The organism is Paenibacillus timonensis, assembly GCF_022427145.1.
GTDB lineage: Bacteria > Bacillota > Bacilli > Paenibacillales > Paenibacillaceae > Fontibacillus > Fontibacillus timonensis.
The window spans coordinates 36,048-61,378 of the sequence record NZ_JAKSXN010000035.1 but is presented as its reverse complement, the minus strand read 5'-3'; the positions used below and the strand labels follow the sequence as shown (position 1 = coordinate 61,378).

The following is a 25,331-nucleotide window of genomic DNA, read 5'->3' as shown; positions in this document are numbered from 1 at the left end:
GAAGATTTTGAACCTTCATCGGTCCTGGGCGATGAAAATGTTGCACTGAATGCAACAATTATTACAGCTACCTGCGCATCAGATGGTTATTTTCCCCCCTCTCGGTTCACCCTAACGGAGTAACCAACGTAACCATCCATCCCCAATAACCAACATGGAGTGAACTAGTCATGACAAACGACCAAGCGGCGCACCGGGAGGCCGTGGAGACGGTACGGAAATTGATCAAAGGCATCGAGATCGCCATGCTGACCACCGTGACGCAGGAAGGGCTGGTGTCGCGTCCGATGAAAACCCAGGAGGTCGAATTCGACGGCGATCTGTGGTTCCTGACGAAAGAAGAGACGGACAAATACACCCAGCTCAAGCAGCATCCGAACGTCAACGTGTCTTACGTGGGAGACTCTTACGTTTCGGTACGCGGGACCGCGGAAGTGGTCAATGACCGGGGGAAGATCGAGCAGTTCTGGAACCCCGCTTACGCCAAATTCCTGCATACCACCAGCGACGATCCCAATCTGATCCTGATTAAGGTGAAAGCCGAAGCGGCGGAATACTGGGAAACGGGCAATCTCGTCAAAATGATCAAGCGCATGTTCTCCCAGTTGACAGGCAAGGAAACGGAAGCCGAATTGAACAAAACGGTAAAGTTGTAGACCGGTGGACTTCGCAAAAAAGAGCAGCAGGATGAAAGATCCGGCTGCTCGCTTTGTTCCGGGAAACCGGGGCGGCGCCGTTAATTGGCGATGCTGACGCTGCCGGGCCGGGATTTGCAAATCTTCTTCATTCGGGTCGCTTCCTCCACGATCTGATCCATGTTCTCGAAGCTGCGGCTTCGATTCGTCACCACCGCAATGGAGATCGAAACGAGCGGAATGGGGCCGTAACTGCCGGTTCGACCCTCGCCGAGCACATAGTTGTTCTTTAAGTCTTCTTTGCTGTAGAAGTCCTTCTTCATGGCTTCGAAGCCGTCGATGATTTTGCTGCAGGCGAACTGATAATTGTGATGGTTCATGATCGCGATGAAGTCGTCGCCGCCGATATGGCCGAGAAAAGAACCTTGGCCGGAAAACGGCTCGCGCAGCAGATTCGCCGTCGCCTGGATGAGCGCATCGCCCATTTTGAAGCCGTAACTGTCGTTATAGGATTTGAAATGATCCAGATCGATGTAGAGGACGCTGAATTGCTCTAGCCGGGAGGATTGCTGCAGGCGGTCATCGATCAGTCGGTTGCCGGGGAGTCCGGTCAACGGATTGAGGAAGCTGGCCATTTCCGCCCGGATGTTGGCCACTTCCAGCAGCAGGCGGCGGATGCTGACGAACCCGTGCAGGCGGCCCTCCCGCAGGACCAGCACGCCGTCATACAGTTCTTCTTCGGACCGGTTCATCGCGCGAATGCTGACCTCCGTAATCGGTTCGTCCCAATCCACGACGAGCGGGTGAGGGTTCACGACGAGCATGACGGGGCGGCCCATATAGATTTGGTAGCCGTACTGCGTGCCTAGCAGCTGGTAGAACCGGGCCCGCATCAACAGCGCCGGACGACCGTCTTCGCCAACCGCCGCAATCCCCTCCAATTTGGGGTTTTGCTTAAACAAATTGTCGACCCAACCGCATTTCGTGGCCGGCGCGACGATAGGGATCGTTTCCGCGATTTCGCCGATGTTCGTCAACAAGTCGTACACCTTCCCTCTCATGCAACCCTTGCCGTGCTCATTCGCAACAATAACCGTGCGATCAGAACGCCAGTCCCGTTCGTCTTATCGGCAAAACATCGGTTCCCATTTCCGTGGCCGGTTTGCCGAGCGCATATCCTTGCCCGTATTCGATCCCTTCCCTCTGTAGAAACGCGAGTTCTTCCGCTTCCTCGATCCCCTCGGCAATGATATGCGTGCCGGAGTCGGCCGCGAACTCCTGAAGCAGCTTCACGATCCGCTGTTGATTGGGGTGAAGGTGCAGATGCCGGATCAGGGACTTGTCGATTTTAATGAATTCGGGCTTCAAGCTTACAATCGCTTTCAGGCTGTTGTAGCCGGAGCCCGCGTCATCGATCGCGATGCGAAACCCTTGAGAGCGGTAATGGGAAAGGATGCGTTCGAAGGCCACGTAGTCATGAACCGCCTGCTTCTCGGTTAACTCGAACACGACCTGCTGTGGCGACAAGCCGTACCGGGATAACAGCTGGATGGTTTCGCCGCTTCGGTAACCGGGATCCGACAGCATCTGCGGATGGATATTGACGAAGGCGAGGGTGTCCGCGGGTGTGCGCGACCGGATCAAGGCGAACCGAAACCGGTTGAAAGAAATGTCGCGGCAAAAACGTTCGAACGCAAACACCTGGTCCGTACGCCCAATGAAGTCGTAAAAAGACTCGGTATGGGGAAATAAAGCCGAGACCGGCGGACGGTTCAGCACTTCATACCCGAGGCAAGTTCCATCCTGCAGATTCAGGATCGGTTGGAAATACGTCGTCAGGGTTTGGTTGCGGATGATCTGCTGCAAGGCATGAAACCTTCGGCAAGACAGCCAATACTGCCGGGTGGCGTGATACAAATAGGTCATGTAATGATACAGACCGCTGTTCGCCTCGGAGGGAGAGAGCGGCGTTTTCATGTCGGATTCATCCTTTAGGCCCATATAATCGAGACCGGGACTTCGCAAGGCTTGTCTCTATAGTCCGATCGTATCACGATCCGGCTTTTTTAGCGTAAACGGAACGTTAGCGCAATGTAAAATCTGGCCCGCGGCCGCCGCGTAAAAAGAAAAGAGCCGCCGGCAGGTCGAATGGCGACCTGTTTAAGGCGGCTCTCTTGCCGGGCTGTGCCCGGAGAGTTCTTATTGCACCGGAATCAAGATCTTCTGTCCGATCCGGATCAGATGCGGGTTGGCCAGCTTATTGTACTTGGCCAACGCTTGCCACGTTGTGCCATGCTTCAGCGCGATGTCGTACAGGGTATCGCCCTTCTTCACGATGTAGACGGTGTCCGTCCCGGCTGCCGGAGCGGGAGCCGGGGCCGTTGGCTTCGGCGTCGCAGGCGCAGGAGCCGGTGTCGGCGAAGGTTCAGGCGTAGGTACTGGTGCCGGAGCTGGTGCTGGCGTCGGCGTCGGGTTGGCCGATTCGGCCGCTGAGCTCAGCTGGAAGGTGGCATAACCGTCCTTCGTGTCGGCCATGTACTTCAGGCTGCCCGACTTGGAAGCCGTCTCTTTGGCGGCTGGTGAAGTTGCGAACGTAACGTTGGCCTTGCCGAACGGAGCGAGCGACCAGTTGCCGTCGGCGGTCGGGTTGATCGTGCCGTTCTCGCGGATATAGTCGATGATCACCTGGCGGTTCTCGTCCGGCGAGGCCAGGATGATCCGCTTGCCGTCCGGGTTCGCGAATTTGCTGGACGACGCGCGGTAGTTGTTGCTGGCGACAACGAATTTTTGCGCCGGATCGATCGGTTTGCCGTTATAAGACAGGTTGACGATCCGGCTGGATTTCTCGTTCAACACGCCGCCCTTGGCGTCGTATTTGGCCGGCTTCGTCACGTCGATCTGATACGTCACGCCGTCGATCACGTCGAAGTTGTATGTTGGGAAGTCATAGTTCACCAGTTCTTGAGCTTCCGTCTTGGCCGGATCGATTTGGTTGAACTGCCCAGCAGACCATTCGAGCCATTCCTTCAGCTCAGCGCCGGTCACCAGCACGGCGTTCACCGTGTTGGAGTACAGGTACAGGTCGGCCACGTTCTTGATGGCGATGTCGCCTGCCGGAATGTTGGTATAATAGTTCGCGCCTTGGCGTCCGCCGGCTTTGAACGGAGCTCCGGCCGACAGCACCGGCACGCCTTCATATTCCGTGCCTTGCAGATGCTTCTCTACGTACCATTTTTGCGCGTTGGTCACGATTTGGATCGAGGGATCGTCCTGAATCAGGGCGAACCAGCTGTTGATCGGCGCGCTGGTCTTGCCCACCGGACCGCGGACATACTCGAGCGTATGCTCGTGATCCTCTTGGATCGCATCCCAAATCGCCGGGTCGGCATCCACCAGCGGCTTCTTGTTCGCGGTGTCATAAATGGGCTTCACGGCCACTTTGGAGTTCTTCACCGTCCAGGCATCGCCGGATTTCTCCAGCGTCAGGTCGATGATCCCGAGGTTGTTGCCCCAATATCCCGGTTCGACGGCCGGTACGCCGTTGATCGTGCCTTTGGAGAGGTCGACGCCCGTCTTGCCTTCGAAGGAGGCATCCGGGAACACCTTATGCGCGTGGCCGAACAGGATCGCGTCGATGCCCTCCACCTTGCTCAGGTATAGGACCGAGTTCTCCATCAGCGGCGTTTGCGGGATGTCCTCGAAGCCGGAATGCGGCACCGCGATGATGAGGTCGGCGCCTTCTTTTTTCATCTGAGGCACGAATTTCTTCGCCGTTTCCACGATATCCTTCGTGATCAGCTTGCCTTCCAGATGCGCCTTGTCCCAGGACATGATCTGCGGCGGTACGAAACCGATGATTCCGACTTTCAGCTTGTGCTTCGCTCCCGTGCTGTCGGTCACCTCTTTGTCGAGGATGAGATACGGGGTGAAGGCGTTCTTGTCGTTGGAAGGGTCTTGATCCTTGTCGTCCAGGTAGATATTGGCGTTGACGTAAGGGAAGTCCGAGCCTTTGACGGCGGTCTTCAGGAAGTCGAGGCCGTAGTTGAACTCGTGGTTGCCGAAGTTGCCGGCGTCATACCCGAGCAAATTCATCGCTTTGTAGACCGGATGGGTTTCGCCCTCCTGCAGCTTGTCCACCGTGGCGACGTAATCGCCCAGCGGGTTGCCTTGAATCAGGTCGCCGTTGTCGATGAGCAAGCTGTTTTTTGCTTCCGCGCGGGCTTGCTTGATCAAGGTTGCCGTCTTGGCCAAGCCGTACTCGTCCGTCGGTTTGTCCGCGAAGTAGTCGTAGTTGACGATGTTCACGTGCAGGTCGGTCGTCTCCAGGATACGGAGATCGACGGTCGCCGCTCCGGTTCCGTCCGCCGCGGACGCGGAGAACGGCAGGGCCGCCAGGCTGGCTGCCAACAGGGATGCGATCAGGATGAATTTCGGACTGCGAGGTTTGTTCAAGTTCATTCCTCCTTCGAATTTTGGGTACTCCCTGACATGACATGCGTCATGCGAAGCTTCGTGCCGAAATATTATTTTAAATTGACTTTAATATTTTAAATGAAATGGTAGAGAATGTCATGGGGGAAATTTCTATTTCATGCGAGAGATGAACAGATTGTGCAGGAGATACAAATCCGAAGGTAACGCGTTGCTGCAGGGTCGGGAGTGGACTGACCATGGGACGGATAGGAGCCGAACGGGGAATGGTGGTTCAAAAGTTTGCCTGCAGCTAGCTTGACATTCCCAGCACCGGCATTTCACCAGACGTACCTGAGTGCAGCGCAAACGAAATAACTGCAAAAATACAGGAATTTCGGTCAACATTTGAGATCATGGCAAAATAGATGCAAAAGTGCAGGAATTTATCCCGGCATTTCGTAATTTAGCGGTTTATCCCTAAAATAACTGCATTCTTGCAGGAATTCACGAGAACTCGGCCGGATTGCGGGAAAATAACTGCACTTTTGCAGGAATCGCCGGGGAGAATCTTCGCAATAGAAATCGCGGGACAAGGTTTCGGGGGATGGGACCAACCCGGCGAAAAAAGACGACCGGAGGTTGGGTCCGGTCGCCTTTATTTTAGGATTCTTCGGCGGGTTGTGTTACCGCCTTTGTACTATTTTTCGGGCCGGCTGCTCCCTTTCGATTGGGCATGAAGATCGTGACGGCCAGAATCAAGACGCTTAGCACCGCCATGCACAGATAGGCGTCGTTCGTGCCAAGGATCGACGACATCTCCTTCAGTTGAGCTTGGGAGAGCGTCTGGCCGGATTCCATCAAAGCGGCAGCGTGGAATTTGGTTCTCGCCGTAAATATGGTGACGACCAGCGCCGTCCCGATCGCCCCCGCCACTTGCCGGACCGTGTTCGTCACGGCGGAACCGTGCGCGTTCAGGTGCTTCGGTAGGGCGTTTAGTCCTGCGGTATTAAGCGGCATCGTGAGGAAGCTCAACCCGATGCGCAAGATGATCGTCCGCACGACCAAATAGGTATAGGTCGTCGTTTCGGTCAAGTGCGTCACTCCCCAGATGGCAGGAATCGTAAAGAGCAAACCGATGATGGCGATGGGCTTGACCCCGAACTTATCCAGTAAACGTCCGGAAACCGGCGACAATAACGCATTGATCAAGGCCCCCGGCAACAGAAGCAAACCGGTTTCCAGCACCGAAAAACCCCGGCTGGCCTGCAGGTAGATCGGCAACAGGATCATATCCGCGTACATGACCATCATGATCAAAACGCTGATGACCGTCGTGATCGTATACATCTTGTCTTGGAATACCCTTAAATTCATGAGCGGGGCGGAAGAAGTCAATTGCCGCCGGCAGAACAGGATCAGAAACAGTCCGCCGACGATTAAGCAGGACAATACCTCCGCACTGCCCCAGCCTTGATTACCCGCGTTGCTGAAGCCGAACAGGATACCGCCGAAGCCTGCGGTCGAGTAGACGATGCTGACGAGATCCAGCTTCGGCTTCGAGGTCTCCGAGACATTCACCAGATATTTGAGGGCTAACGGGATCACGATCACGACCAGCGGCAGCATCCCGATGAAAATCCAACGCCAGGAGAGATGTTCGATGACGAAGCCGGCCAAGGTCGGGCCGATCGCGGGGGCGACGATCATGGCAAGGCCGATGAGGCCCATGGCCGCTCCGCGTCCTTCCTTGGGGAACACCACCAGCACGACCATCATCAATAACGGCATGATAATGCCGGCGCCCGCGGCTTGGATCAGCCGCCCCGTCAAGAGGAGCGGAAAGCTAGGCGCGATGGCGTTAATGAACGTTCCGACGAGCAGCAGGAGCATGGAACTGACGAATAACTGCCGGGTCGTAAACCGCTGCATCAGAAACGCCGTGACCGGAACCAGAATACCGTTCACCAACATGAAACCGGTGATCAGCCATTGAACGGTCGTGGCGGTTATTGCAAATTCCTTCATCAAGTCGGGCAAGGCGACATTGAGAATCGTCTGGTTCAAGATCGATAAGAAAGAGCCCAAAAGCAGGACGGGCATCAGGATTTTTTTATTCACCTGCGGGGTTGAGGTATTCAAAGTCGTGCTCCTTTCAAAGGTTGGTTAATTGACGGAACGTCGACTAATTGATATTCTGTCGATAAAAAATAGTATCATGCCAACCGGCAAAAGACCATTTACAGTTTACGGAGATGTGTAGACTAAACGACAGATCCGCAGGATGGTGTCGAACAAGTCGCAGATGATCATCAAAGGAGAGCCGAGATGTCGACCAATCAGGAGGAAAAAGTAGATCCCCGGGTCACGCGAACGAAACGCATGTTCAGGGAGGCGCTGATCGCGCTGCTGCAGGAGAACGCCGATCCGCATAAAGTCACCGTTCAGGGTTTGGCAAGTCGTGCGGGGTTGAACCGGGCTACGTTTTATTTGCATTACCGTGACGTGGAGGATTTGTTGGAGCAGTTGACCAAGGAAGTCCTGGACGAGCTGGCCCGAAGAATGCGCCCGTTCACCGAGAGCGGCCCGGCGAAGGAGCAATCGCCGCTGGTTTCTTTTTTGGAGCAGATTTACGAGAACGCGGCGTTATTTCAGGTACTCCTGGAAAATAAGGAGTTTCGCCACCGGTTGTTCGCGATGCTCACCGATATCGTATCGATCCGAAGGGAGCGGAGGAAGGCGGCGGATCCCGCGAAGCAGGTTCCCATCCCAATCATTGCCGCCTCGTCGCTCGGCATCGTCTCGTGGTGGATCGAAGAAGGCACCCCTTATAGTCCCAGTTACCTGGCCGACCAAATCAACCAGATGTATCGAAGAAAGTGATCGGCCGCGGTATAACTTACGAAGAAGACCTTGCCTGATCGCTGCGAAGCGCGGCGGGGTCTTTTTGCTTGAGGGCTGTCGACGGTTTGACACAGGAGTTTACCGATAGAAGTCGAATGTATCCTTTAGCGAAGGAGTATCTATCTATGGAATGAAGGTTGATGTCGGTAGGCATTCTAGCGCATTTGCTCGGGAAGCAGCCCTTTCGGGAGCTGGCGGCGAAGGTGGCTGCCTTTGATTTTTCATACGTGCAGCTGGCGTTGTCCAAGGCGATTTCGGACCCTTGCAATTAATGAATGCCGATAACATTGCCCGCCAGGACGAAGGTGACGGAGGCGCAGTGCACGGAGGCAGCTAGATTCGTATGCGAGGGGAGAGCACAAGGATGAGACATACGAAAGAGAGTTTATTGAAGCAACTGGAGGCGTTAGGACTGGACGGTACGGGAACGGTGCTGGTCCATTCCTCCATGAAAAGCTTAGGTGAAGTAGAAGGCGGCGCGGATACCGTATTGGATGCTTTAGCAGCGTATATGGAGCAGGGGTTGCTGGTGTTGCCTACGCATACCTGGTCGTACATTCAGAAGGATCAACCTCGGTTCGAGGTGGAACATTCGCCGGTTTGCGTAGGCATTCTGCCGGAGCTCTTCCGCCAAAGGCCGGGGGTCGTGCGCTCGTGGCATCCTACTCATTCGGTCGCCGCATTGGGGCGGGAGGCTAGGGCGTTTACGGCGGATGATCATCTGTTCGATACGCCTTGTGCCCGAGGCTCCTCGTGGGGGAAGCTGCTGGACCGCAAAGCAACGATTCTGCTGGTGGGGGTCGATTTGAAACGGAATACCTTCATTCATGGAGTCGAAGAATGGATGGATATCCCGGGGAGGCTGACCGACGATCACGAGATGTTGTACACGATCACGCCGGACGGCACGGAAATTCCGGTCCCTTCCCGCAGGCATTGCGGGTTGCCTTGGTCGGAGCATTTTTGGAAAGTCGAAGAAGTTATTGAGTATCGGGGCGCGATGCGTAAGGGAAAACTGGGGGATGCGGTAGTTCGAGTCTGCGATGCGGCCGCGGTGGCGGAAGTCATCGTGGAAATGTTAAGGGAGGAGCCGGATTTGTTCTCCGATAATGAGCCGCTGAGGAACCCGGAGCGCTGGATGGGGACGACATCGCATATTGAATAGCAGGAGGAGAATCAGATGAAGACGATCACCGTACAGGAGCTGGTGGACGCGTTCCGGTTGGAAGTCCTCGCGGGGGAAGAACACCTGGGTCGCGAGATCGATCGTCCCCGGGCGCATCGTCCGGGGCTGGAGTTTGTGGGGTATTTTGATTTTTTTCCGATGAATCGGGTACAGGTGTTGGGCCGTAAGGAGATCAACTATTTGCTGACATTAAGCGTGGAGGAACGCAAGCTGCATATCGGGAATATCGTCAAATATCACCCGCCGTGCTTTATCGTGACGTCCGGGCAGCAGGAGATTCCTTATCTGGAGTTGTACTGCGAACAGGAAGGCATTCCGCTGCTGCGTACGGAAGAGACCGCGACGGAATTTATCGTCAAGCTGGACGGTTACCTGGTCAAGGCGTTGGCTCCGGAGATTTCGATCCACGGGGTGTGCGTGAACGTATCGGGCATCGGCATCCTGCTCCGCGGCAAATCCGGGATCGGCAAAAGCGAAACGGCGCATACGCTGATCCGCAGGGGGCACCGGTTTGTCGCGGACGATATCGTGGTGTTGAAGAAATTAAGCCCCACCACGCTGCTCGGAACCCATAACGAGACGACCCGCGAATTCCTGGCCTTGCGCAGCATCGGACTGATTAACGTGGTGCGCCAGTATGGGCGGCGGGCTTTTCAAGATGAGACGCGGATCGTATTGGACATTGAGCTGGTGCCATGGAAGGAAAATGCCTTGAACAATGAACTGGAGACGGTGCCGCAGTTTACGGAATACTTAGGCGTCCAAATCCCGCATATCGAAATCCAGCTTCAGCCTGGCCGGGACGTTGCCGGCCTGATCGAGGCCGCCGCGAACAACTGGTACTTGAAGCAACTAGGTTACAGCGCGGTAGATGAGTTTATGAAACGGATCGAGGGGGAGATGGGGGTGTAAAGCTTTACCAAAGTACGAGATATATCGGTGAGCTTCGTCGGTAAGATGAAATCACCTTAGAAGATAGACACAAAAAAGGTGTATGTCTGAAGGGGAAATTGAGAACATACACCTTTATCTGTGGCTCTGATGACAAACGAGTTATGATCTTTTATTAATAATTTTCATTATATCCCTGTGCAATTGCTGCTTTATCTGAAAAATCATCTGGTGCACCACCTGTGATTTGGCTGACAACATCCCCACCAGTATATAGAATACTTAAAGAAAACAAGAACTTTCCAGTGAAACCATAATTGTAATTGCCAAACCATTCTGATGTGCGTATTTCAGTGCCATTCCTCACTCGAGCTTGCCATTCTTTGTTGTAAGGTGTATAACCTGAAACGGCTTTATAATCCCAAGCGCCCCCTGGCTTTACTTTTCCAACCCAAAAGCCAAGGACATAAGTTGTAGCCGCGGAAGCATTTCCACCAATCCCTAAAGCAAGTGAATTCCAGATTTGTTCCATTTCCAGATAGTTGTTCCTTGCAATTGTGTATGCTTGTAAAACTGGTGGAGCGCCGGGATCACTAAATGGTACAATTGAGTTATTTAGTTCTTTTTTCTTTTGTTGGTCTCTTTCATAGACAATTTGGGCTATTTCATCCACAGGTGCAATTTGGAGATTGTAATTAGAATCAAATTTAACACCACCTGAACGAATTGCATGGTTTATAGTATTAATATTTGCTAGATATTCATTGAAAAGATACGGATCAATATCAATACTTTCAGCAGTTGCGCTAATGACAATTTGGCCATCATTAGTAAGTGAAACATAATTATTTTCCACTACTTTAGTGTGAATTTCTTGGTATTGCTCGGCTGTAAGTTCTAAATCTGTTTGAGAGTTTGCGGACGTAAGTCCAGCAAATGAGCAGAAGAATAATGAAATGGCTAAAATTAGAACGTAGACCTTTTTCAAAATAATATTCCTCCTTATATGGAAAATATTTCTTACAAGATCAATTATATATATTCCTGAAAAGGAAATAAATGGTTGAATAGTAACATATTAATGGGTATAATTGCATATTGATTAGTAAATTGGAAAAATGCAATAATAACTTATTATGTCTTTTGGGAGTAGACAGATGGAGGTGCAATTATGAATAGTATGTGGAAAATTAATGGAGTGAGCGTACTTTATGCATTTTCCCTATTTATTCAAGTGGAACTTCTGATTAATGTATACCGTCTTGAAAGAGTCATTGGAATCACCAATATGAATCGTTACGTACCTATTCCTATTCTCATAATTTTTATTCTGACATCTATCCTCGCTTATTTTCTAACAAAATTTCAGCTTAACCATAAAAAAATAAAATATATGACTACGGTTTTGTGGATCCCTTATTTCCTGATTTTCATAAAACTTTTCGCCTACTACTATCCAATCACCAATCCCCAAGAAATGCCTCTTCCGGGAATTGGTTTAGTAATTATTGTTGCAAGCTGTCTATACCCGCTTTACATCGCGTTATTAACATTTTGTGCTAGTCTTAAAGCAAGAGGGCCCCTTTAAACTATATCGACGAGCGCATTTTCTTCCACTTGCGGATTTTGCTGCGGAAGGATTTAAAGGGTGCTACGGTGTTGATGTGGACCCATTTCCAAATCGGCCAGTTGGAGGGGGTTGAAGCGGCCCACCTTCTGCCTCCCTGCGTAAATAGTTCTTCATCACTGAAACTCTCAAGCCAGGGCGTCAGATTATCGACAGCCTCAATAAACAATACCCTGAGTTGGGACAAGGATTGGTCATGATATTGGTTGTAGAAGCTTTGGTATAAACCACCCAATTGGTTCCACTTATATCCGGGCGCAGGCGTAACGACCTCTTTGCCTTCCAGTTCATCGCGATCCCACCCGCGGATGAGGTTGATCCAGCCCAGCTGATAGGCAATCATCTCCTGCGGCGTGCGGTCCACTTCCTTCAACCGCAAGGCTTTATCCATTTCGGGAATTCCCTCAAATTCTGCGATAAAGAGTTGAGCGGTTTTCTGGATTTCAGAGATTAAAGCTTGTTTGTTGGTATATCCTTGCATGGAGTTTCATTCCTTCATGTTCAATTTTGTACATATTATAACATTCTGCTTCCTTCGTTGGCCTGTGTGTTTATGGTAAACTAGAATCAACTTCAAGATCGGCTGAGCCAAAGAATGAGGAGGGTTTGCGATGCAATGGCAGGAAGTGAGGAAGCTGTTTCCCGATCAATTCGTTCTTCTTTCCGTTCTTGATTACCACGAAGAAGCGGGGAAGAAAATGGTTACGGAAGTAGCCCCTGTAAGGACCGTTCCGGACAATGAGGCCAACAAGGCGTTCTTTAATGTGGAGCCGGGGCAGATTGTCTATCATACCTCAAACGAGGAATGCATCATTCATTTGAGGAATAACCCTCTGGTCAGAATGAGGCACTAGGCATTCGGGGTTACTTATGAAAATGGTGATCCCGTATATGAGGCGTATGGAGTTGGCGGAACTGTTCCGTTTTACACGAAAATTCTCGATGAAATTATCATAGATTCTCTTAGTTTGAAGCGCATCGAAGTGGATGTTGGCATGCTGCCTAAATCGTATCATGGTTTGCTTAGCTTGGATATTCTACAAGCAAACGGGTTTATCGTTGATTTGGACAAGCTTGAACTGAGATTACCTGAGTCAATAAGTTAAGCTATTAATTATTGGCTGAAGCATGGTACAAATCCAATGAATGATATGAGGCGGTTTCCAATCAAAGGGGACTGCCTCTTTTTGCTTCATGGATTTTGGCTCGAAATCAAAAACGGAATTGTAGGTACAAGTACTGGAATCAATCTATTTACAAACCAACAGTCGGTATTTATAATGAAAGTACATAAAATTTGAAGCAATATCTGGAGGGTTGGGATTGAAACAGGAGGAGCGCAGACAACGAACGTTAAGACAACTGATCGATGCAACGAAAACGTTGATCCAGGAGAAGGGATGCCATTCGATTACGATGCAGGACATCATGGGCAGATCGGGCCTGTCTAAAGGCGCGATTTTCCACTACGTCAACAGTAAGGATGAACTCTTTGTGTTGCTTCTGCAAGAAGGGCTTGAAGAAACCAACAGACGCTTCATGAATGAGATCGAGGAAGGGCGACGGAACTTTGAGGATCCGATGCAGAAAATCAAGGACAGTATTGTCGAATACGAAAATCCGCAGAACGTGACCAACAAAGTGCTCGTGTACTTGTTCGGCAAAGAGGAAGATCCGGCGGTTGCGGATGCCTTGAAGCAGTATTATGACCGAACCGTATTTCTATCTCAGCTTTGGATTGAAACCGGTCAGCAGCACGGCGTCATTCCCGAAACGGTTGAAGCGGACAAAACGGCGGAGTGGTTCACCTTGATGACACTGGGATTCCGAATCCGCGCAAGGATTCCGAACGTGCAGGCGATGGTTAAAGCGCAGGACTTAACCGCGCTGATGACGGACATTTTGAACCCCGGCAAGAAACGGGAAGAGAAAGGATAAGCGGACGTGGGATTATGGTTAACCTTGCATTTCATCGGTGTCTTCCTGATGGTTGGAAATATCGTAACGGCGGCATTTTGGAAAATACGGGCCGATCGAACCGGGAATTCACTAATTATGCACTATGCAGCTAAGAATGTGATGATTGCGGACTATATTTTTACGATTCCCGGACTCGCCCTGATCGTCCTTTCCGGCGGTATGATGACGGGGAGCTTGGGCTACTCTTTGGCGGGTCTGAATTGGCTGACCTTCTCCTTAGGCTTGTTTACTGTGACCGGACTGATCTGGCTGCTCATCCTCATTCCCATGCAGCGCAAAATGATCCGCCTGAGCGCCGAAGGCATCGAGAGTGGCACCGTCACAGCGGACTATCATAAGGCTTCTCGGAATTGGGCGGTGTATGGCACGATGGCTACCTTGCTGCCGCTCGGGATTCTTTTTCTGATGATCACCAAAGGTTTCTAATGCCACGGGATTCGCTTAATCTGAAAACAACGGAGGTCTGCTCATGGAACCCCTGATTACCCTTATCGTTGTTACGCTGGCGATCCTTGCCCTGGGAGCTGCGGGAGTCAAACGGCTGCGAACTTGGCCGATTGCCCTCCGGGGCGGGGTTGCAGCGATGTTTGTGTTGACCGGTACGGTGCATTTCGTTTGGATGCGGGAGGAGCTTATAAGCATGGTGCCGCCCATTTTGCCTTACCCTGGATTTATTGTCACGCTCACCGGTGTGTTGGAGTTGGCCGGAGCTATTGGCTTACTGTGGCGCCCGACGGTCATCTGGGCGGCGGGAGGGCTCTCGCTTCTCCTCATCTGCATGTTTCCGGCAAATGTAAATTACGCCCTTTCCGGCATGGCGACAGCCGCGCACGATGCGGTGCTTCCCCGTACGTTGATGCAAATCGTCTTTCTGTCGGCGACCCTGGCCATTATGGTTTATTACTTGCGGCATCGAACCCCGAACTCGTAAGACGGATTTAGGCGGGATTTGACGAATCTTCCATTTCGTAATAACTTGGGAGTAGGAAGAATGCACCAAGGGCCAAAGCATGGCCACACCAAGAGACGACAAGAGGCGGGCCCCGAATCAAGGGGGAGGACCGCCTCTTTTTTGCGCCATTTCGCGCGACTCAATCTCTATTACATAAGGATAGGAGTACGAACATGAATGAAGAGCTGATCCAGATGCTGCTCGCTTTTCGGGAGGAGCGGAACTGGGGGCAATTCCATAATCCGAAGGATTTGGCGATTTCGCTAAGTTTGGAAGCATCCGAGCTTTTGGAGAATTTCCAATGGAAATCATCCGAAGACGCGGTATCGCAGAAGAGACAAGACATCGCCGACGAACTGGCCGACGTGCTGATTTACTCGATTTATCTGGCCGATGCGCTGGACTTCAACATCGAAGACATCATTCGGGACAAAATGCGGCGGAACGGCGCCAAGTATCCGGTGGACAAGTCTTTTGGCAAGATGACTAAATATAACGAGCTATAGGAGTGCGGCAGCATGATTATATATAGCAGCAATGCATTGCAGTTCCGCGAGTCGGTGGACCGCAACCAGATTACGGTGGAGATTGAGCAAGCTTTTATGAACAAGATAGGGATGAGACCCAGCCCGGGCGAAAAAAGAGCTTGGAACAACTCCATGCAGTTCATGGAACGCGTCATCCGAAACTCCAACATTGCCGACGATTGCGGCGTCATGATTGAATATAACATCCCGGCGACCAGCAAGCGTATCGATTTCATCGTGGCGGGGCAGGACACGGAGGGCCGGGATAATTTTGTGATCGTAGAGCTGAAGCAGTGGGATGCAGCCCGGGCGACGGATCGGGAGGACGTGGTCATGGCCTACATCAACGGTCGGCAGCGTGAGATCCCGCATCCGTCCTACCAGGCGTGGTCCTACCGCCAGTTTCTGGAGGATATGAACGAAGCGATTCACAGCAGCGACCTCAAGAGCTATTCCTGTGCTTATTTACATAACTACCGCGTGCCGGAGCCTGATCCGCTCAAGAGCGAACGCTATCAGAACATCATCCGGGAAGCCCCCTTATTTATGGCGGACGATACGGCGAAGCTCCAAGAGTTTCTGCATCAACACGTCGGTAAAGGGAACGGCATTAATCTGCTGTACTTAATCGAAAACGGCAAAATCCGCCCCTCCAAAAAGCTGATCGACCATGTGGATGGGCTGTTCAAGGGGAATGCCGAGTTCATTTTGCTGGACGAGCAGAAGGTCGCTTACGAGACGATCATCAGCCTGGCCAAAGACCCAAGCCGAAAAAAGACAATCATCATCAAAGGCGGACCGGGCACCGGCAAATCCGTCATTTCTATGAATGCGCTAGGCGGCTTGCTGAAGCACAAGCTGAACGCCAAGTTTATTGCGCCTAACGCATCCTTTAGAACGGTGATGGTGGAGACGTTGGCGAAGCAGCAACCGAAGAACAAAGCCCGGGTTCGCGGATTGTTTGCGGGATCGGGGCAATTTGTCGATAGCCCGGAGAATTTTTTTGACGTGCTGATCGTTGATGAAGCTCACCGCCTGAAAGGAAAAGGGGCCTACCAATACCGTGGCGTGAACCAAATCGAGGATATTATCAAAGCCTCGAAGGTCAACGTCTTTTTCATCGACGAGTTCCAGCGAATCCGTCCGGACGACATCGGCACCGTGGCCGAAATTGAGCGTATCGCGGCTGACTATGGCTCCGAGGTTTACGAGTACACCTTGTCGGCCCAGTTCCGCTGCTCGGGAGCCGAAGGCTTTATCAACTGGATCGATCATGTGCTGCAAATCCGTCCAACAGCTAACTTTAGCGGCTGGGACCAGGACACGTTTGAATTCAAGCTGTTTGACACGCCGAATGCGGTCTATGAGGAGATCAAAGCGAAGGTAGCGACGGGGCACAAAGCGCGGATGCTCGCTGGATTTGCCTGGGACTGGACCAAAGACACCGAAGGCAACCGCAACGGCGAAGTCGCGGACGTCACCATCCCGGAACATGGCTTCCAAATGCCGTGGAACGGCCGCTCCATCTCCAGTACCTGGGCTATCCACGAGGACGGCGTAGATCAAATCGGCTGCGTCCACACTTCTCAAGGCCTGGAGTTCGACTACGTCGGCGTGATCATCGGTAACGACCTGAAATACGATCTGACCACCATGGAACTCTATGCCGATTACAACGAATACAAAGACACCATGGGCAAAAGAGGCCTGAAAAACAACCACGACCAGCTCACCAAGCTGATCAAAAACATCTACAAGGTGCTGATTTCCCGCGGGATGAAGGGGTGTTATTTGTATTGTCGGGACCCGGAGTTGAGGGGGTATTTGGAGGAACAGTTGAATAGAGTAATGAAAAACTAAACCTCGTAAAATCCAAAGGCACGGCAATCTTGTGTTTTATGATCGAATACCCAAACCATCAACCTTATTACAAAAGGCGGATGGTTTTCTTTTTGCTTAGCGTAGATCACGCGACATAAAAATATTTCCATAATTAGAATAAAATATAAATTATCTCGTAAGAATCTTTTAAAAAGAAGGGAAATATGATACTATTTTCCATATAATAATAGAATTAAAATTAATTTACTTCTTAGGACGATATTTGGGTATACGAAACTAATTACTTATGGTTAATATTGTAGTTCTGGCCAACTTATAGCGTTCTTATAATCCTTCGTATTTAACAAAGTTAGTCAGATGAAAACCCAACAAATTAACTGAAAAATGGCATTTTTCTGATTGTACCGGGACTACTAAGATCTGCTTAGTGTCTAGTTACAATAAATAAAAAAAGTCAGTTCCCACCAAGGTAATCATTAAAGGGCACAATTAGGAACTGACTCATGCGCTCTTTACTTTGCTATGTAAGCAAGTGGCATAAAGTCTTTTATAATGCATCCATATACGCTTTACATAACAAGGGGAAAGAGTAGCTCATTTGAAAAAGAGGGGGTGGCCATTTTTATATGCAATAGTGTAACAGCTTCAGCTTCAAATAAGGGTTAGTAAAAATATTGACGAGAATTCTATTTTTATGGAGGGAATTTTATGAAAAAGAAAACACTCTCAATACTCCTTGCCGTAAGTCTTACAAGTTTGCTTTCAACGTCTGTATTTGCTGCTGATACACCTACACTAGGCTATAAGTGGAGTAGCAAAAATACTACTTATCAAAATAATGGTTCAAATAGTGCTTATAAGGGCATTTGGACAACTGGAGCAAAAGAGTGGAATGATGCGACTGTAGTAACACTATCTTCTGGAACTAACACCAACTTTACAGCAGGTAATACAACAAATTCTTTGGCTACATGGGATGGAGTTATGGAACCTGTCTATAACTCCAATAAAACTTTCAAATCGGTTAAAGTGTGGGTGAACGATTACTATACTTCACAGAGTCAATACATCACTACAGAAAATGCAATTCAAAGCATTGCAACACATGAATTAGGTCATGCTTTAGGATTAGACCATGCACCAGTAAGAACACTTTCGGTAATGGTACCGGCTACCTTCTTCTCGGATGGAACGTTTGCTCGTGTTCAATACTTTCCGGGAAATGGAGATATAAACTCGGTAAACAATATTTATAGTAGTAATTTTACTTCATTACAGCCCAACATAGATGAAAACGATTTTGTTGAAGGTAAAGAACTAGTTACTCTTGATTTTTCTTGGAGTAAGTGGTACCTAAATTTAGAAGATCTTGCTAAGGATGCTGACTTAGTTATCAAGGCAGATGTAGTTGCTAATGAGGGTACTGTCATTGGGGAAAACTATTTTGATTATAAGAACAAGACTAAAGTAAATATTCAAGAGGTTTTTAAAGGGGATCCCGCACTATCTAATCAATCAGTCTCGCTTTATCAAATGGGGGGAGAAGATGAAAATGTTGCGGTAAAATATCATGGAACAACGCCTCTAAACAAAAATGATAATGTCATTCTCTATTTAAAGAAAGTAGGTGAGGGTGAATATATTCCGATCAATGAAGATGTTAGCATCTTTAAATGGGATACTAATCAGGGATTTGTAAATCTACAGAGCAAGCAGTCCTTTACAGAACCGGAAATAGTAAAATTTTCTGAATTTTAAGAGGAACCTGAAATAAGCAGCCGATTATGGCTGCTTATTTCAGGTTCCTCGCTGTTGTATTGGTACCACAATAAGAAAAGATGCCACACTCTTAATGGTGTTAGAAGTTTATTTCACCCCTTCCATTTTTTCCGCTTTATAGTAAACACCATCTTCATCATCTTGAACTGCAATATATTCATTCGTTTCGACGTTTTTAATTTTGAACAGTTTTGTTCCTTTTTTGTACTTATTAGAGAATAGATTCGGTAGATTACTGGATTCATTTGTGGAATATTTTTTTATGGCACCAATTTCTTTATCAATTTCCGTAGTGGTTTGATTTGTAATTTTATAAACTCCGTGATTCCATGTCACAACATTAAATGCCCAACTTTGTATGTTGGGTTGATTTGAGTTTGAACAGGACACTAGAAAAAACTGCATAGCAAGTAATAATAGTACTTTCTTCATCCAAAGTCCCTCCTCATTAGACATTATTATTAACAGACGCTTCCAATTTCCGAAAAGTTGCATGTAGTCAATATTCCGATTAACTATAACATTCTCAATGCTATTATTACTATTATTGAGCACTTTGATAATTCCATTGAAAATTATACAGTATGTTTTGCATTGCCAGACTCAACCAGATACAAAATAAGTCAATGATGTTTTGTGTTTTCGCTCTCATTGTTCGCAACATAGGTTCTCTGCCGCTTCGCAATCCCTTCCACAAACATCTAACCGTTAGCGGCGATTCAATACCACCTTTATCTGCTGTATGCGTATTTGTTGAAGGCGAATGTGTACGGTGCAAGGCAAGAGTACGAACGGGATTTGGAGTATGTTGCTATGTATTGCGGCGAATGTGCAGGAGATTAGTTGTACGTGCGCAAATTGCAGGATTGAAACGGCCGCTATAGGGCTTAGGACAGAAATAAGGAGCCGGAACAGCCACCCGACATCCCGCACAACATTTTGGGTGGGAAACTTCCAAATTGCTTGGATCAATAACCCGCACCCTTGGCGCTAACATGGGCGGGTTATTTTCGTTCTTGCAGATAAGTGGGCAAAGCCGACACGAATATGCCGTGGATCATTTACTCCAACTTAAAATCAAGCTTCATCTGAATTTCCAATCCGCGTTTGGTTACATATAACTGAGCCTGACGCAGACTTTCTTTCTTGTCCGGGTAGATGGCCATGGCGATGAGAACGGCATTGTTTTTAAAATGATCCGAATGATCATTCATCCTGGCGAACTCCTGATTTGGAACGTGTCCAAGTTGAAGATCATATTTCGTGTTTGTGGCGTGAATAGGGTACAGGTTTAGAAATAGAATAACGGCGCAGACGCCCACGCCTAAAACCAACGTGACGGGGAGGATTATTCTCCGGTTCAACGGTCGTCCCCCTTTCCCTAATCCGTTACGGCTTCCTGGCTAAGTACAAATCGATGGTATCGTGTAATTCAACCTTTCCGCCGAAATGGTTGATGGCTTCGATGATCTCTTGCTCTAAACGCACGCGTTGCTCCTCCGGGAAAGCCCGATGGTCCGAATACGTATTTAGGAGGGCTACATAGCTTGGTGCATCAAAAGTTCGGGTGTGATGATATAATTTGAAATTCGCGCCGACAAAACCATATTGTTCGAGGGTATGAACCATTTCCAAGCTTTTCTGTTCGGTATGTGGGGCAGGTTCTTTCGAGGAGGGCGCGTATTTCGCGTATATCCTCTGCATGGCTTCATGCAACTCGTCTTTCCGGGCCGGGAACGGACGATTCCAGAATAACGCGAGTACGCCTCCGCTTCGCAAGAGCTGATACACCTTGGGATATCCGATCTCTTGCGGGATCCAGTGGAACGCCGTGGCGGAGTAGATTAAATCGTATTGCTCAGGCTCCAACCTGACGCTTTCGAAATCACTCTGAATCACGCTGAAATGAGGAAACCTTGAAAACTTCTCCGCAGAAAATTTGGCCAAATCTTCCCCCAGTTCGATGGCGGTCATCTCGCAGCCGGTGTTCAAGAAAGGAAGGGTGGCTTGGCCCGTCCCGATGCCCACCTCAAGGGCCTTCATCCGCGGGTTGAGGTCAGAATACCGAATCACATCCTGAAAAAGTTCCTGCACATACGTGGGACGCATCTTCTCATAGTTCACAACGTCCTCATTAAACTTCAGGCGCAAATCCATGAATCACTTCCCCCTTCACTCTCGCGTTCAGTCCAATTTGGAAGAATGATACTCGACCCATTTCTCAATTTCGCTCTTTAAAAAGATATAACTTCGGTTGGGAAGCTCCATCCGGGGCAAAAACGAGTAGGTATCATAAACGCTCCCATTGAAATTTTCCCTCTTCTTCCGGTCCAATTCCAGAATATCCTGCAACTCACTCCTGGTGATGCCTAGGTAATCGGCTAATTCGCTTTCCGTCAATATCGACTTATCTTCGCTAACCTTCTGCTCCGGTATAGCCGGATCGGGTTTCTCCTCTCCCCGCTCGGCCAGTAGATAACATCCTCCTAAAAAAGAAAGAGATAGAATCAAACTGCAAATGATATTGCTGTATTTATGCATCCCCATGCCATCCTCTCTTGCCCGTTCGACGGTATACCTTCTAGAAATATATAACGTTATAGGCATATTTTATCTTTCCTTAGGGCTCCGAGACAATGATTTTAAGCTATACTGTACTCAAACGATGGGAAATGAGGTGCCGGATGAACGAGGAACGGAAAGACGAGGTCGGGCGGAGGTTTCTGCTGACGCCGGAAATTTCGCAGGAAGAGCTTGGCGGGCTGGAGATTCAGGAGTTGATTTTTTTGGTGCATGCCGCCAAGCGGTTTAAGGCGGAGGAGGCTTATCCGGACGTGTATCTGGACGAACGGATCAAGGTCCTTACTGGCGTGCTGTACGAAAAAATAAAGAATGCCGATACGCTGTATCTCGCGTGCGACCAGGCGACCGGGTATCCTTACGTGGATGGGGAAGACCGGGTGTGGATGTTCTCGCAGGAGGCGTATGCCGCGAACGCGGAGGATTATTTTCGTCAGCAGTTCTTGATGCTGGAGATGAAACCGATCGGCGGGGAGGACGTGCTCAGGACGTTCGGGCAGCTTCATATTCTGGGATTACCGAAAGTTCTTGTGGACAACGGGCAGTATCATATCGAATTGAACCGGGACGAGATCGTGCCGCCGCCGGATTGGACCGGGACGCCGGAGATCAGCATCCCCGTGACGAATCCGGGGCTGCAGCGGGCGATGATCCGCTTCTTCCAGACGCTGCATGCGCCGACAGGCGATCAGGAAGCTCGCGGACGGGAGCTGAACGCACTGGAGGCGGAAATGCTTGATGAAATTTTGCAGGCGAAATATTTGCTGCCCATGCAGTTGAAGGAGTCCGATCCTTCGCCTGCGGATGAGCAAGGAATGAAGACGTTGAAGCAAGGGACCGTCATTCAATTCGGTGTGCTAAGCGCGGAGGACGGTTCGGCTTGGCTCCCGGCGTTTACCGATTGGCCGGAGTTCGAGAAGGTTTACGACAAAACGACCTGGAGCAGCAACATCGCGGCGTACGACGACCTGCTGGCGGTGTCGGGAAACATGGATGGCATCGTTCTCAATTGCCAGGGTATCTCGCTGCGAATCGACGCCAACAACCGGGAGCGGATCGAGGCTTTCCGTAAGGAGCGGAAATTACAGTAACCGAAGTCCGCAGTATCCCGCATGAGCTCGCAGCAGATCCCCCTTTGCATAAATCGTCTGGCTTTGGCACAACCTTCCTGGATGAAAGTCATTCGTTCAGAGGAGGGGGTTCGCCCAATGATATGGTTATTTGTCCTGATCTGTCTCGTCGTGCTCCTTGTCGTTGCATTGGATTTATTCCAGAAGCTGTACCCGCCGTTTGGCGGGAAGCCGTCACCCGAAGACATGAAGCGCTACCGGCAGTCGCCGAATTATAAAGGGACGAAATTTCAATATCCCCTGGAGACGAAAATGTTCAAACCCTCGCCGGGCAGCTGGATTACGGCCTTCCGGGAATATGTGCAGCGGAAACCCCAATTGAAGCCGGATCGGCCGCTGCCTCAGGTCCCATTGACTCGGCAGATGATCGAGGAACTCCAGGAGGATACGGTCGTCTGGTTTGGTCATTCCGCTCTTTTGCTGCAATTGGGAGGAATTCGATGGTTGCTGGACCCGATGTTAGGCGCATCCTGTTCCCCGATTGGGGGCGACAAAAGATTCAATCGCGAACTGCCCTTCGGGAGCCTGAACGAGCTTCCGCCGATCGATGCCGTCGTGCTGTCCCACGATCATTACGATCATCTGGATTACGGCACGATCCGGCAATTGAAGGACCGGGTGGGGCGCTTCATCGGGCCGCTGGGCATCCGCTGCCATCTGGAACGGTGGGGCGTGGCCCCCGGGCAGATCGAGGAATACGATTGGTGGGAAGAGCTGGAGTTTCAGGGCGTTCGGTTGGCCTGCACGCCGGCCCGGCATTTTTCGGGGCGGGCGCTGTTCAAACAGGGCGGCGGCGGTTTATGGTGCTCCTGGGTGTTGACCACGCCGAAGACGAGGGTCTATTTTAGCGGGGATAGCGGATATGGCCCCCATTTCAAGGAAATCGGCGAAAAATACGGGCCGTTCGACCTCACTTTGATGGAGTGCGGACAGTATGACGACCGGTGGTGGGATATCCATATGCTGCCGGAGCAAACGGCACGGGCTCACCTCGACGTCAGGGGGAACGTGCTGCTGCCGATCCATTGGGGCGCGTTTTCGCTGGCGATGCACAGCTGGTACGATCCGATTCGCCGGCTGAGCGAAGAGGCCAAACAGCGAGGCATTCCGCTGGCGACGCCAAAGATCGGAGAACCCGTTCGGATCGGGGCGTCCGATTATCCGACGGAAGCTTGGTGGAAATCGGCAAGCTCGACACGGAACGCACCTGGGTTGCGAGGCGCACGCCCATCCAGCACAATGAAGTAATCGCGTCCTCTGGAAGATCCAGCTGGGACGATAACCGATAAACGATGAACGAAGGAGAAGCCGATGAGCCCATCAAACGATAATCCGCAAACCGGATGGAATTTCGATAATACCTACGCCCGCTTGCCGGAGTTCTTCTTCACGAAGCAGGAGGCCAAGCCGGTGCGGTCGCCGAAGCTAACCGTGCTGAACGACTCGCTCGCGGTGGAGCTCGGCTTGGACCCTGAGGCGCTGCGAAGCGAAGAGAACCTTGCCGTCTTCGCCGGCAACGGGCTGCCGCCGGGGGCGGAGCCGCTGGCCCAGGCCTATGCGGGCCACCAGTTCGGGCATTTCACGATGTTGGGGGACGGCCGGGCCCTGCTGCTCGGCGAGCAGATCGCGCCTGGCGGCGATCGCTTCGACATCCAGCTCAAGGGCTCCGGCCGGACGCCGTACTCGCGCGGCGGCGACGGGCGCGCCGCGCTGGGCCCGATGCTGCGGGAGTACATCATCAGCGAGGCGATGCACGCGCTGGGCATTCCGACGACCCGCAGCCTGGCGGTGGTGACCACCGGGGAGACGGTGGTCCGGGAAGAGGGCTTGCGCGGGGCGATTCTCACCCGCGTCGCCGCCAGCCACGTGCGCGTCGGCACGTTCCAGTATGCCGCGCAATTCGGCGAGCCGGCGGACGTCCGCACGCTCGCCGACTACGTGATCCAGCGCCATTACCCGGAACTGGCCGAGCTCGCCGACAGCGGCGAGGCCGGGCGCTATTTGGCGCTGTTGCGGGAGGCGGTCCAGCGCCAGGCTGCGCTGATCGCCAAGTGGCAGCTCGTCGGGTTCATCCACGGGGTGATGAACACCGACAACATGGCCCTCAGCGGCGAGACGATCGACTATGGGCCCTGTGCTTTTATGGACGCGTACGACCCCGCGACCGTATTCAGTTCCATCGACCGTCATGGCCGATATGCCTACGGCAATCAGCCCAACATCGCGGTATGGAACCTGTCCCGGTTCGCCGAGAGCCTGCTGCCGCTGCTTCACGAGGAGGAGGATCAGGCCGTCCGGCTCGCCGAAGAGGCGCTTCATGGCTTCGCCTGGCAATTTGAAGCGGCCTGGCTGCAAGGAATGCGTTCGAAGCTGGGCTTGTTCGGCGAACAGGAGGAGGATGCCGCCCTCGTCAAAGACCTGCTCGACCTGATGCAGCAACACCAGGCCGATTTCACCAACACGTTCCTCGCCTTGACCTTTGACCGGCTGGAAGAACCGCCGATGGCTGGCACCCCCGAGTGGTCGGGATGGCTTACGCGCTGGCAGGCACGGATCGCCGCGCAGACCGAAACTCAAGAAGCGGCCCGCGAGTTGATGCACCGCAGCAACCCGGCGGTGATCCCACGAAACCACCGGGTGGAGGAAGCTTTGGAGGCCGCCGTGGAGCGGGACGATTACAGCGTGATGGAACGCTTGTTGGAGGCGCTAAGCCAGCCCTTCGCCCATACACCGCAGCAGGCGGAATACGCGGAGCTGCCGGCGGCTTGCGACCGGCCGTACCGCACGTTTTGCGGCACCTAACCTTCCGGGCCTGGCCGCTGGAGTAGAAGAATCCATCATCTCGGTATTTCCGCAACGCAAAAAGAGCTGTCCCTCAGGTCGTGGCA

At 51.3% G+C, this 25,331-nt stretch carries 25 protein-coding genes and 1 pseudogene; 16 read left to right on the top strand and 10 right to left on the bottom strand.

The genetic code is table 11. The annotated features are described in order from the left end of the window. Positions 1 to 170 precede the first annotated feature (170 nt). Positions 171 to 656, top strand: a complete 486-nt coding sequence (locus MJ257_RS14935) for a pyridoxamine 5'-phosphate oxidase family protein (RefSeq protein WP_240269980.1) — start codon at positions 171 to 173, stop codon at positions 654 to 656. Positions 657 to 736: 80 nt separating this feature from the next. Here the strand turns inward: MJ257_RS14935 and MJ257_RS14930 are convergent, their stop codons facing one another. From MJ257_RS14930 to MJ257_RS14915, 4 genes are all read right to left on the bottom strand, one after another. Then, positions 737 to 1,696, bottom strand: coding sequence for a GGDEF domain-containing protein (locus MJ257_RS14930; RefSeq protein WP_240269979.1), 960 nt, complete (start codon positions 1,694 to 1,696; stop codon positions 737 to 739). 40 nt (positions 1,697 to 1,736) lie between these two features. Continuing rightward, on the bottom strand, positions 1,737 to 2,612 hold the full coding sequence (locus tag MJ257_RS14925) for an EAL domain-containing protein (protein ID WP_240269978.1): 876 nt from the start codon (positions 2,610 to 2,612) through the stop codon (positions 1,737 to 1,739). A 222-nt stretch (positions 2,613 to 2,834) separates the two neighbouring features. Next, on the bottom strand, positions 2,835 to 5,093 hold the full coding sequence (locus MJ257_RS14920) for a bifunctional 2',3'-cyclic-nucleotide 2'-phosphodiesterase/3'-nucleotidase (protein WP_372489811.1): 2,259 nt from the start codon (positions 5,091 to 5,093) through the stop codon (positions 2,835 to 2,837). A 615-nt stretch (positions 5,094 to 5,708) separates the two neighbouring features. After that, complete coding sequence (locus tag MJ257_RS14915; protein ID WP_372489810.1) at positions 5,709 to 7,187, bottom strand: DHA2 family efflux MFS transporter permease subunit; 1,479 nt, start codon at positions 7,185 to 7,187, stop codon at positions 5,709 to 5,711. A 186-nt stretch (positions 7,188 to 7,373) separates the two neighbouring features. On the opposite strand from MJ257_RS14915, the gene MJ257_RS14910 reads away from it, so the two are divergent. The 4 genes and pseudogenes from MJ257_RS14910 (at position 7,374) to hprK (ending at position 10,047) form a co-directional block, all read left to right on the top strand. Then, entirely contained in the window at positions 7,374 to 7,928 is a 555-nt protein-coding gene (locus tag MJ257_RS14910; protein ID WP_240269976.1) for a TetR/AcrR family transcriptional regulator, read from the top strand. Positions 7,929 to 8,089: 161 nt separating this feature from the next. After that, positions 8,090 to 8,209: pseudogene (locus tag MJ257_RS14905) on the top strand (sugar phosphate isomerase/epimerase family protein); the annotation flags it as partial. Positions 8,210 to 8,313: 104 nt separating this feature from the next. Further along, complete coding sequence (locus tag MJ257_RS14900) at positions 8,314 to 9,114, top strand: AAC(3) family N-acetyltransferase (RefSeq protein WP_240269975.1); 801 nt, start codon at positions 8,314 to 8,316, stop codon at positions 9,112 to 9,114. A gap of 15 nt (positions 9,115 to 9,129) precedes the next feature. Next, positions 9,130 to 10,047 carry an HPr(Ser) kinase/phosphatase gene (hprK, locus tag MJ257_RS14895; RefSeq protein ID WP_240269974.1) on the top strand — a complete coding sequence of 306 codons (918 nt, stop codon included), beginning with the start codon at positions 9,130 to 9,132 and terminating at the stop codon, positions 10,045 to 10,047. A gap of 154 nt (positions 10,048 to 10,201) precedes the next feature. Here hprK and MJ257_RS14890 read toward each other — a convergent pair whose 3' ends face one another. Continuing rightward, positions 10,202 to 11,014, bottom strand: coding sequence for a polymorphic toxin type 44 domain-containing protein (locus MJ257_RS14890; RefSeq protein ID WP_240269973.1), 813 nt, complete (start codon positions 11,012 to 11,014; stop codon positions 10,202 to 10,204). Between the two features lie 183 nt (positions 11,015 to 11,197). On the opposite strand from MJ257_RS14890, the gene MJ257_RS14885 reads away from it, so the two are divergent. Next, positions 11,198 to 11,614 carry a hypothetical protein gene (locus MJ257_RS14885; protein ID WP_240269972.1) on the top strand — a complete coding sequence of 139 codons (417 nt, stop codon included), beginning with the start codon at positions 11,198 to 11,200 and terminating at the stop codon, positions 11,612 to 11,614. A 1-nt stretch (position 11,615) separates the two neighbouring features. Here the strand turns inward: MJ257_RS14885 and MJ257_RS14880 are convergent, their stop codons facing one another. After that, positions 11,616 to 12,134 carry a ClbS/DfsB family four-helix bundle protein gene (locus MJ257_RS14880; RefSeq protein WP_240269971.1) on the bottom strand — a complete coding sequence of 173 codons (519 nt, stop codon included), beginning with the start codon at positions 12,132 to 12,134 and terminating at the stop codon, positions 11,616 to 11,618. A gap of 130 nt (positions 12,135 to 12,264) precedes the next feature. On the opposite strand from MJ257_RS14880, the gene MJ257_RS14875 reads away from it, so the two are divergent. The 7 genes from MJ257_RS14875 (at position 12,265) to MJ257_RS14845 (ending at position 18,712) form a co-directional block, all read left to right on the top strand. Next, positions 12,265 to 12,507 carry a hypothetical protein gene (locus MJ257_RS14875; protein ID WP_240269970.1) on the top strand — a complete coding sequence of 81 codons (243 nt, stop codon included), beginning with the start codon at positions 12,265 to 12,267 and terminating at the stop codon, positions 12,505 to 12,507. 469 nt (positions 12,508 to 12,976) lie between these two features. Then, on the top strand, positions 12,977 to 13,591 hold the full coding sequence (locus tag MJ257_RS14870; RefSeq protein WP_240269969.1) for a TetR/AcrR family transcriptional regulator: 615 nt from the start codon (positions 12,977 to 12,979) through the stop codon (positions 13,589 to 13,591). A gap of 6 nt (positions 13,592 to 13,597) precedes the next feature. Then, positions 13,598 to 14,059: a DUF2269 family protein gene (locus MJ257_RS14865; RefSeq protein WP_240269968.1), complete on the top strand. Its 462-nt coding sequence runs from the start codon at positions 13,598 to 13,600 to the stop codon at positions 14,057 to 14,059. Between the two features lie 43 nt (positions 14,060 to 14,102). After that, the gene (locus MJ257_RS14860) at positions 14,103 to 14,564 is read left to right on the top strand and encodes a DoxX family protein (RefSeq protein WP_240269967.1); all 462 of its coding nucleotides are present in this window, start codon (positions 14,103 to 14,105) and stop codon (positions 14,562 to 14,564) included. Positions 14,565 to 14,758: 194 nt separating this feature from the next. Beyond that, a complete protein-coding gene (locus MJ257_RS14855) occupies positions 14,759 to 15,091 on the top strand; it encodes a nucleotide pyrophosphohydrolase (RefSeq protein WP_240269966.1) in 333 nt (110 codons plus the stop codon). A 12-nt stretch (positions 15,092 to 15,103) separates the two neighbouring features. After that, positions 15,104 to 16,972, top strand: coding sequence for a DUF2075 domain-containing protein (locus MJ257_RS14850; RefSeq protein ID WP_240269965.1), 1,869 nt, complete (start codon positions 15,104 to 15,106; stop codon positions 16,970 to 16,972). 690 nt (positions 16,973 to 17,662) lie between these two features. Next, positions 17,663 to 18,712 carry a matrixin family metalloprotease gene (locus tag MJ257_RS14845; RefSeq protein WP_240269964.1) on the top strand — a complete coding sequence of 350 codons (1,050 nt, stop codon included), beginning with the start codon at positions 17,663 to 17,665 and terminating at the stop codon, positions 18,710 to 18,712. 108 nt (positions 18,713 to 18,820) lie between these two features. Here the strand turns inward: MJ257_RS14845 and MJ257_RS14840 are convergent, their stop codons facing one another. The 4 genes from MJ257_RS14840 to MJ257_RS14825 all read right to left on the bottom strand — a co-directional run bounded on the left by MJ257_RS14840 (position 18,821) and on the right by MJ257_RS14825 (position 21,280). Further along, positions 18,821 to 19,165, bottom strand: coding sequence for a hypothetical protein (locus tag MJ257_RS14840; RefSeq protein ID WP_240269963.1), 345 nt, complete (start codon positions 19,163 to 19,165; stop codon positions 18,821 to 18,823). A 629-nt stretch (positions 19,166 to 19,794) separates the two neighbouring features. Continuing rightward, positions 19,795 to 19,947 carry a hypothetical protein gene (locus tag MJ257_RS14835; RefSeq protein WP_240269962.1) on the bottom strand — a complete coding sequence of 51 codons (153 nt, stop codon included), beginning with the start codon at positions 19,945 to 19,947 and terminating at the stop codon, positions 19,795 to 19,797. Between the two features lie 175 nt (positions 19,948 to 20,122). After that, positions 20,123 to 20,890, bottom strand: a complete 768-nt coding sequence (locus MJ257_RS14830) for a class I SAM-dependent methyltransferase (RefSeq protein WP_240269961.1) — start codon at positions 20,888 to 20,890, stop codon at positions 20,123 to 20,125. Positions 20,891 to 20,917: 27 nt separating this feature from the next. After that, positions 20,918 to 21,280 carry a hypothetical protein gene (locus tag MJ257_RS14825; protein WP_240269960.1) on the bottom strand — a complete coding sequence of 121 codons (363 nt, stop codon included), beginning with the start codon at positions 21,278 to 21,280 and terminating at the stop codon, positions 20,918 to 20,920. Positions 21,281 to 21,417: 137 nt separating this feature from the next. Here MJ257_RS14825 and MJ257_RS14820 point away from each other — a divergent pair, with 137 nt between their 5' ends. The 3 genes from MJ257_RS14820 to MJ257_RS14810 all read left to right on the top strand — a co-directional run bounded on the left by MJ257_RS14820 (position 21,418) and on the right by MJ257_RS14810 (position 25,245). Next, complete coding sequence (locus MJ257_RS14820) at positions 21,418 to 22,404, top strand: SseB family protein (protein ID WP_240269959.1); 987 nt, start codon at positions 21,418 to 21,420, stop codon at positions 22,402 to 22,404. A gap of 117 nt (positions 22,405 to 22,521) precedes the next feature. Next, positions 22,522 to 23,691: an MBL fold metallo-hydrolase gene (locus tag MJ257_RS14815; RefSeq protein ID WP_240269958.1), complete on the top strand. Its 1,170-nt coding sequence runs from the start codon at positions 22,522 to 22,524 to the stop codon at positions 23,689 to 23,691. 63 nt (positions 23,692 to 23,754) lie between these two features. Beyond that, positions 23,755 to 25,245 carry a protein adenylyltransferase SelO gene (locus tag MJ257_RS14810; protein ID WP_240269957.1) on the top strand — a complete coding sequence of 497 codons (1,491 nt, stop codon included), beginning with the start codon at positions 23,755 to 23,757 and terminating at the stop codon, positions 25,243 to 25,245. Positions 25,246 to 25,331: the final 86 nt, after the last annotated feature.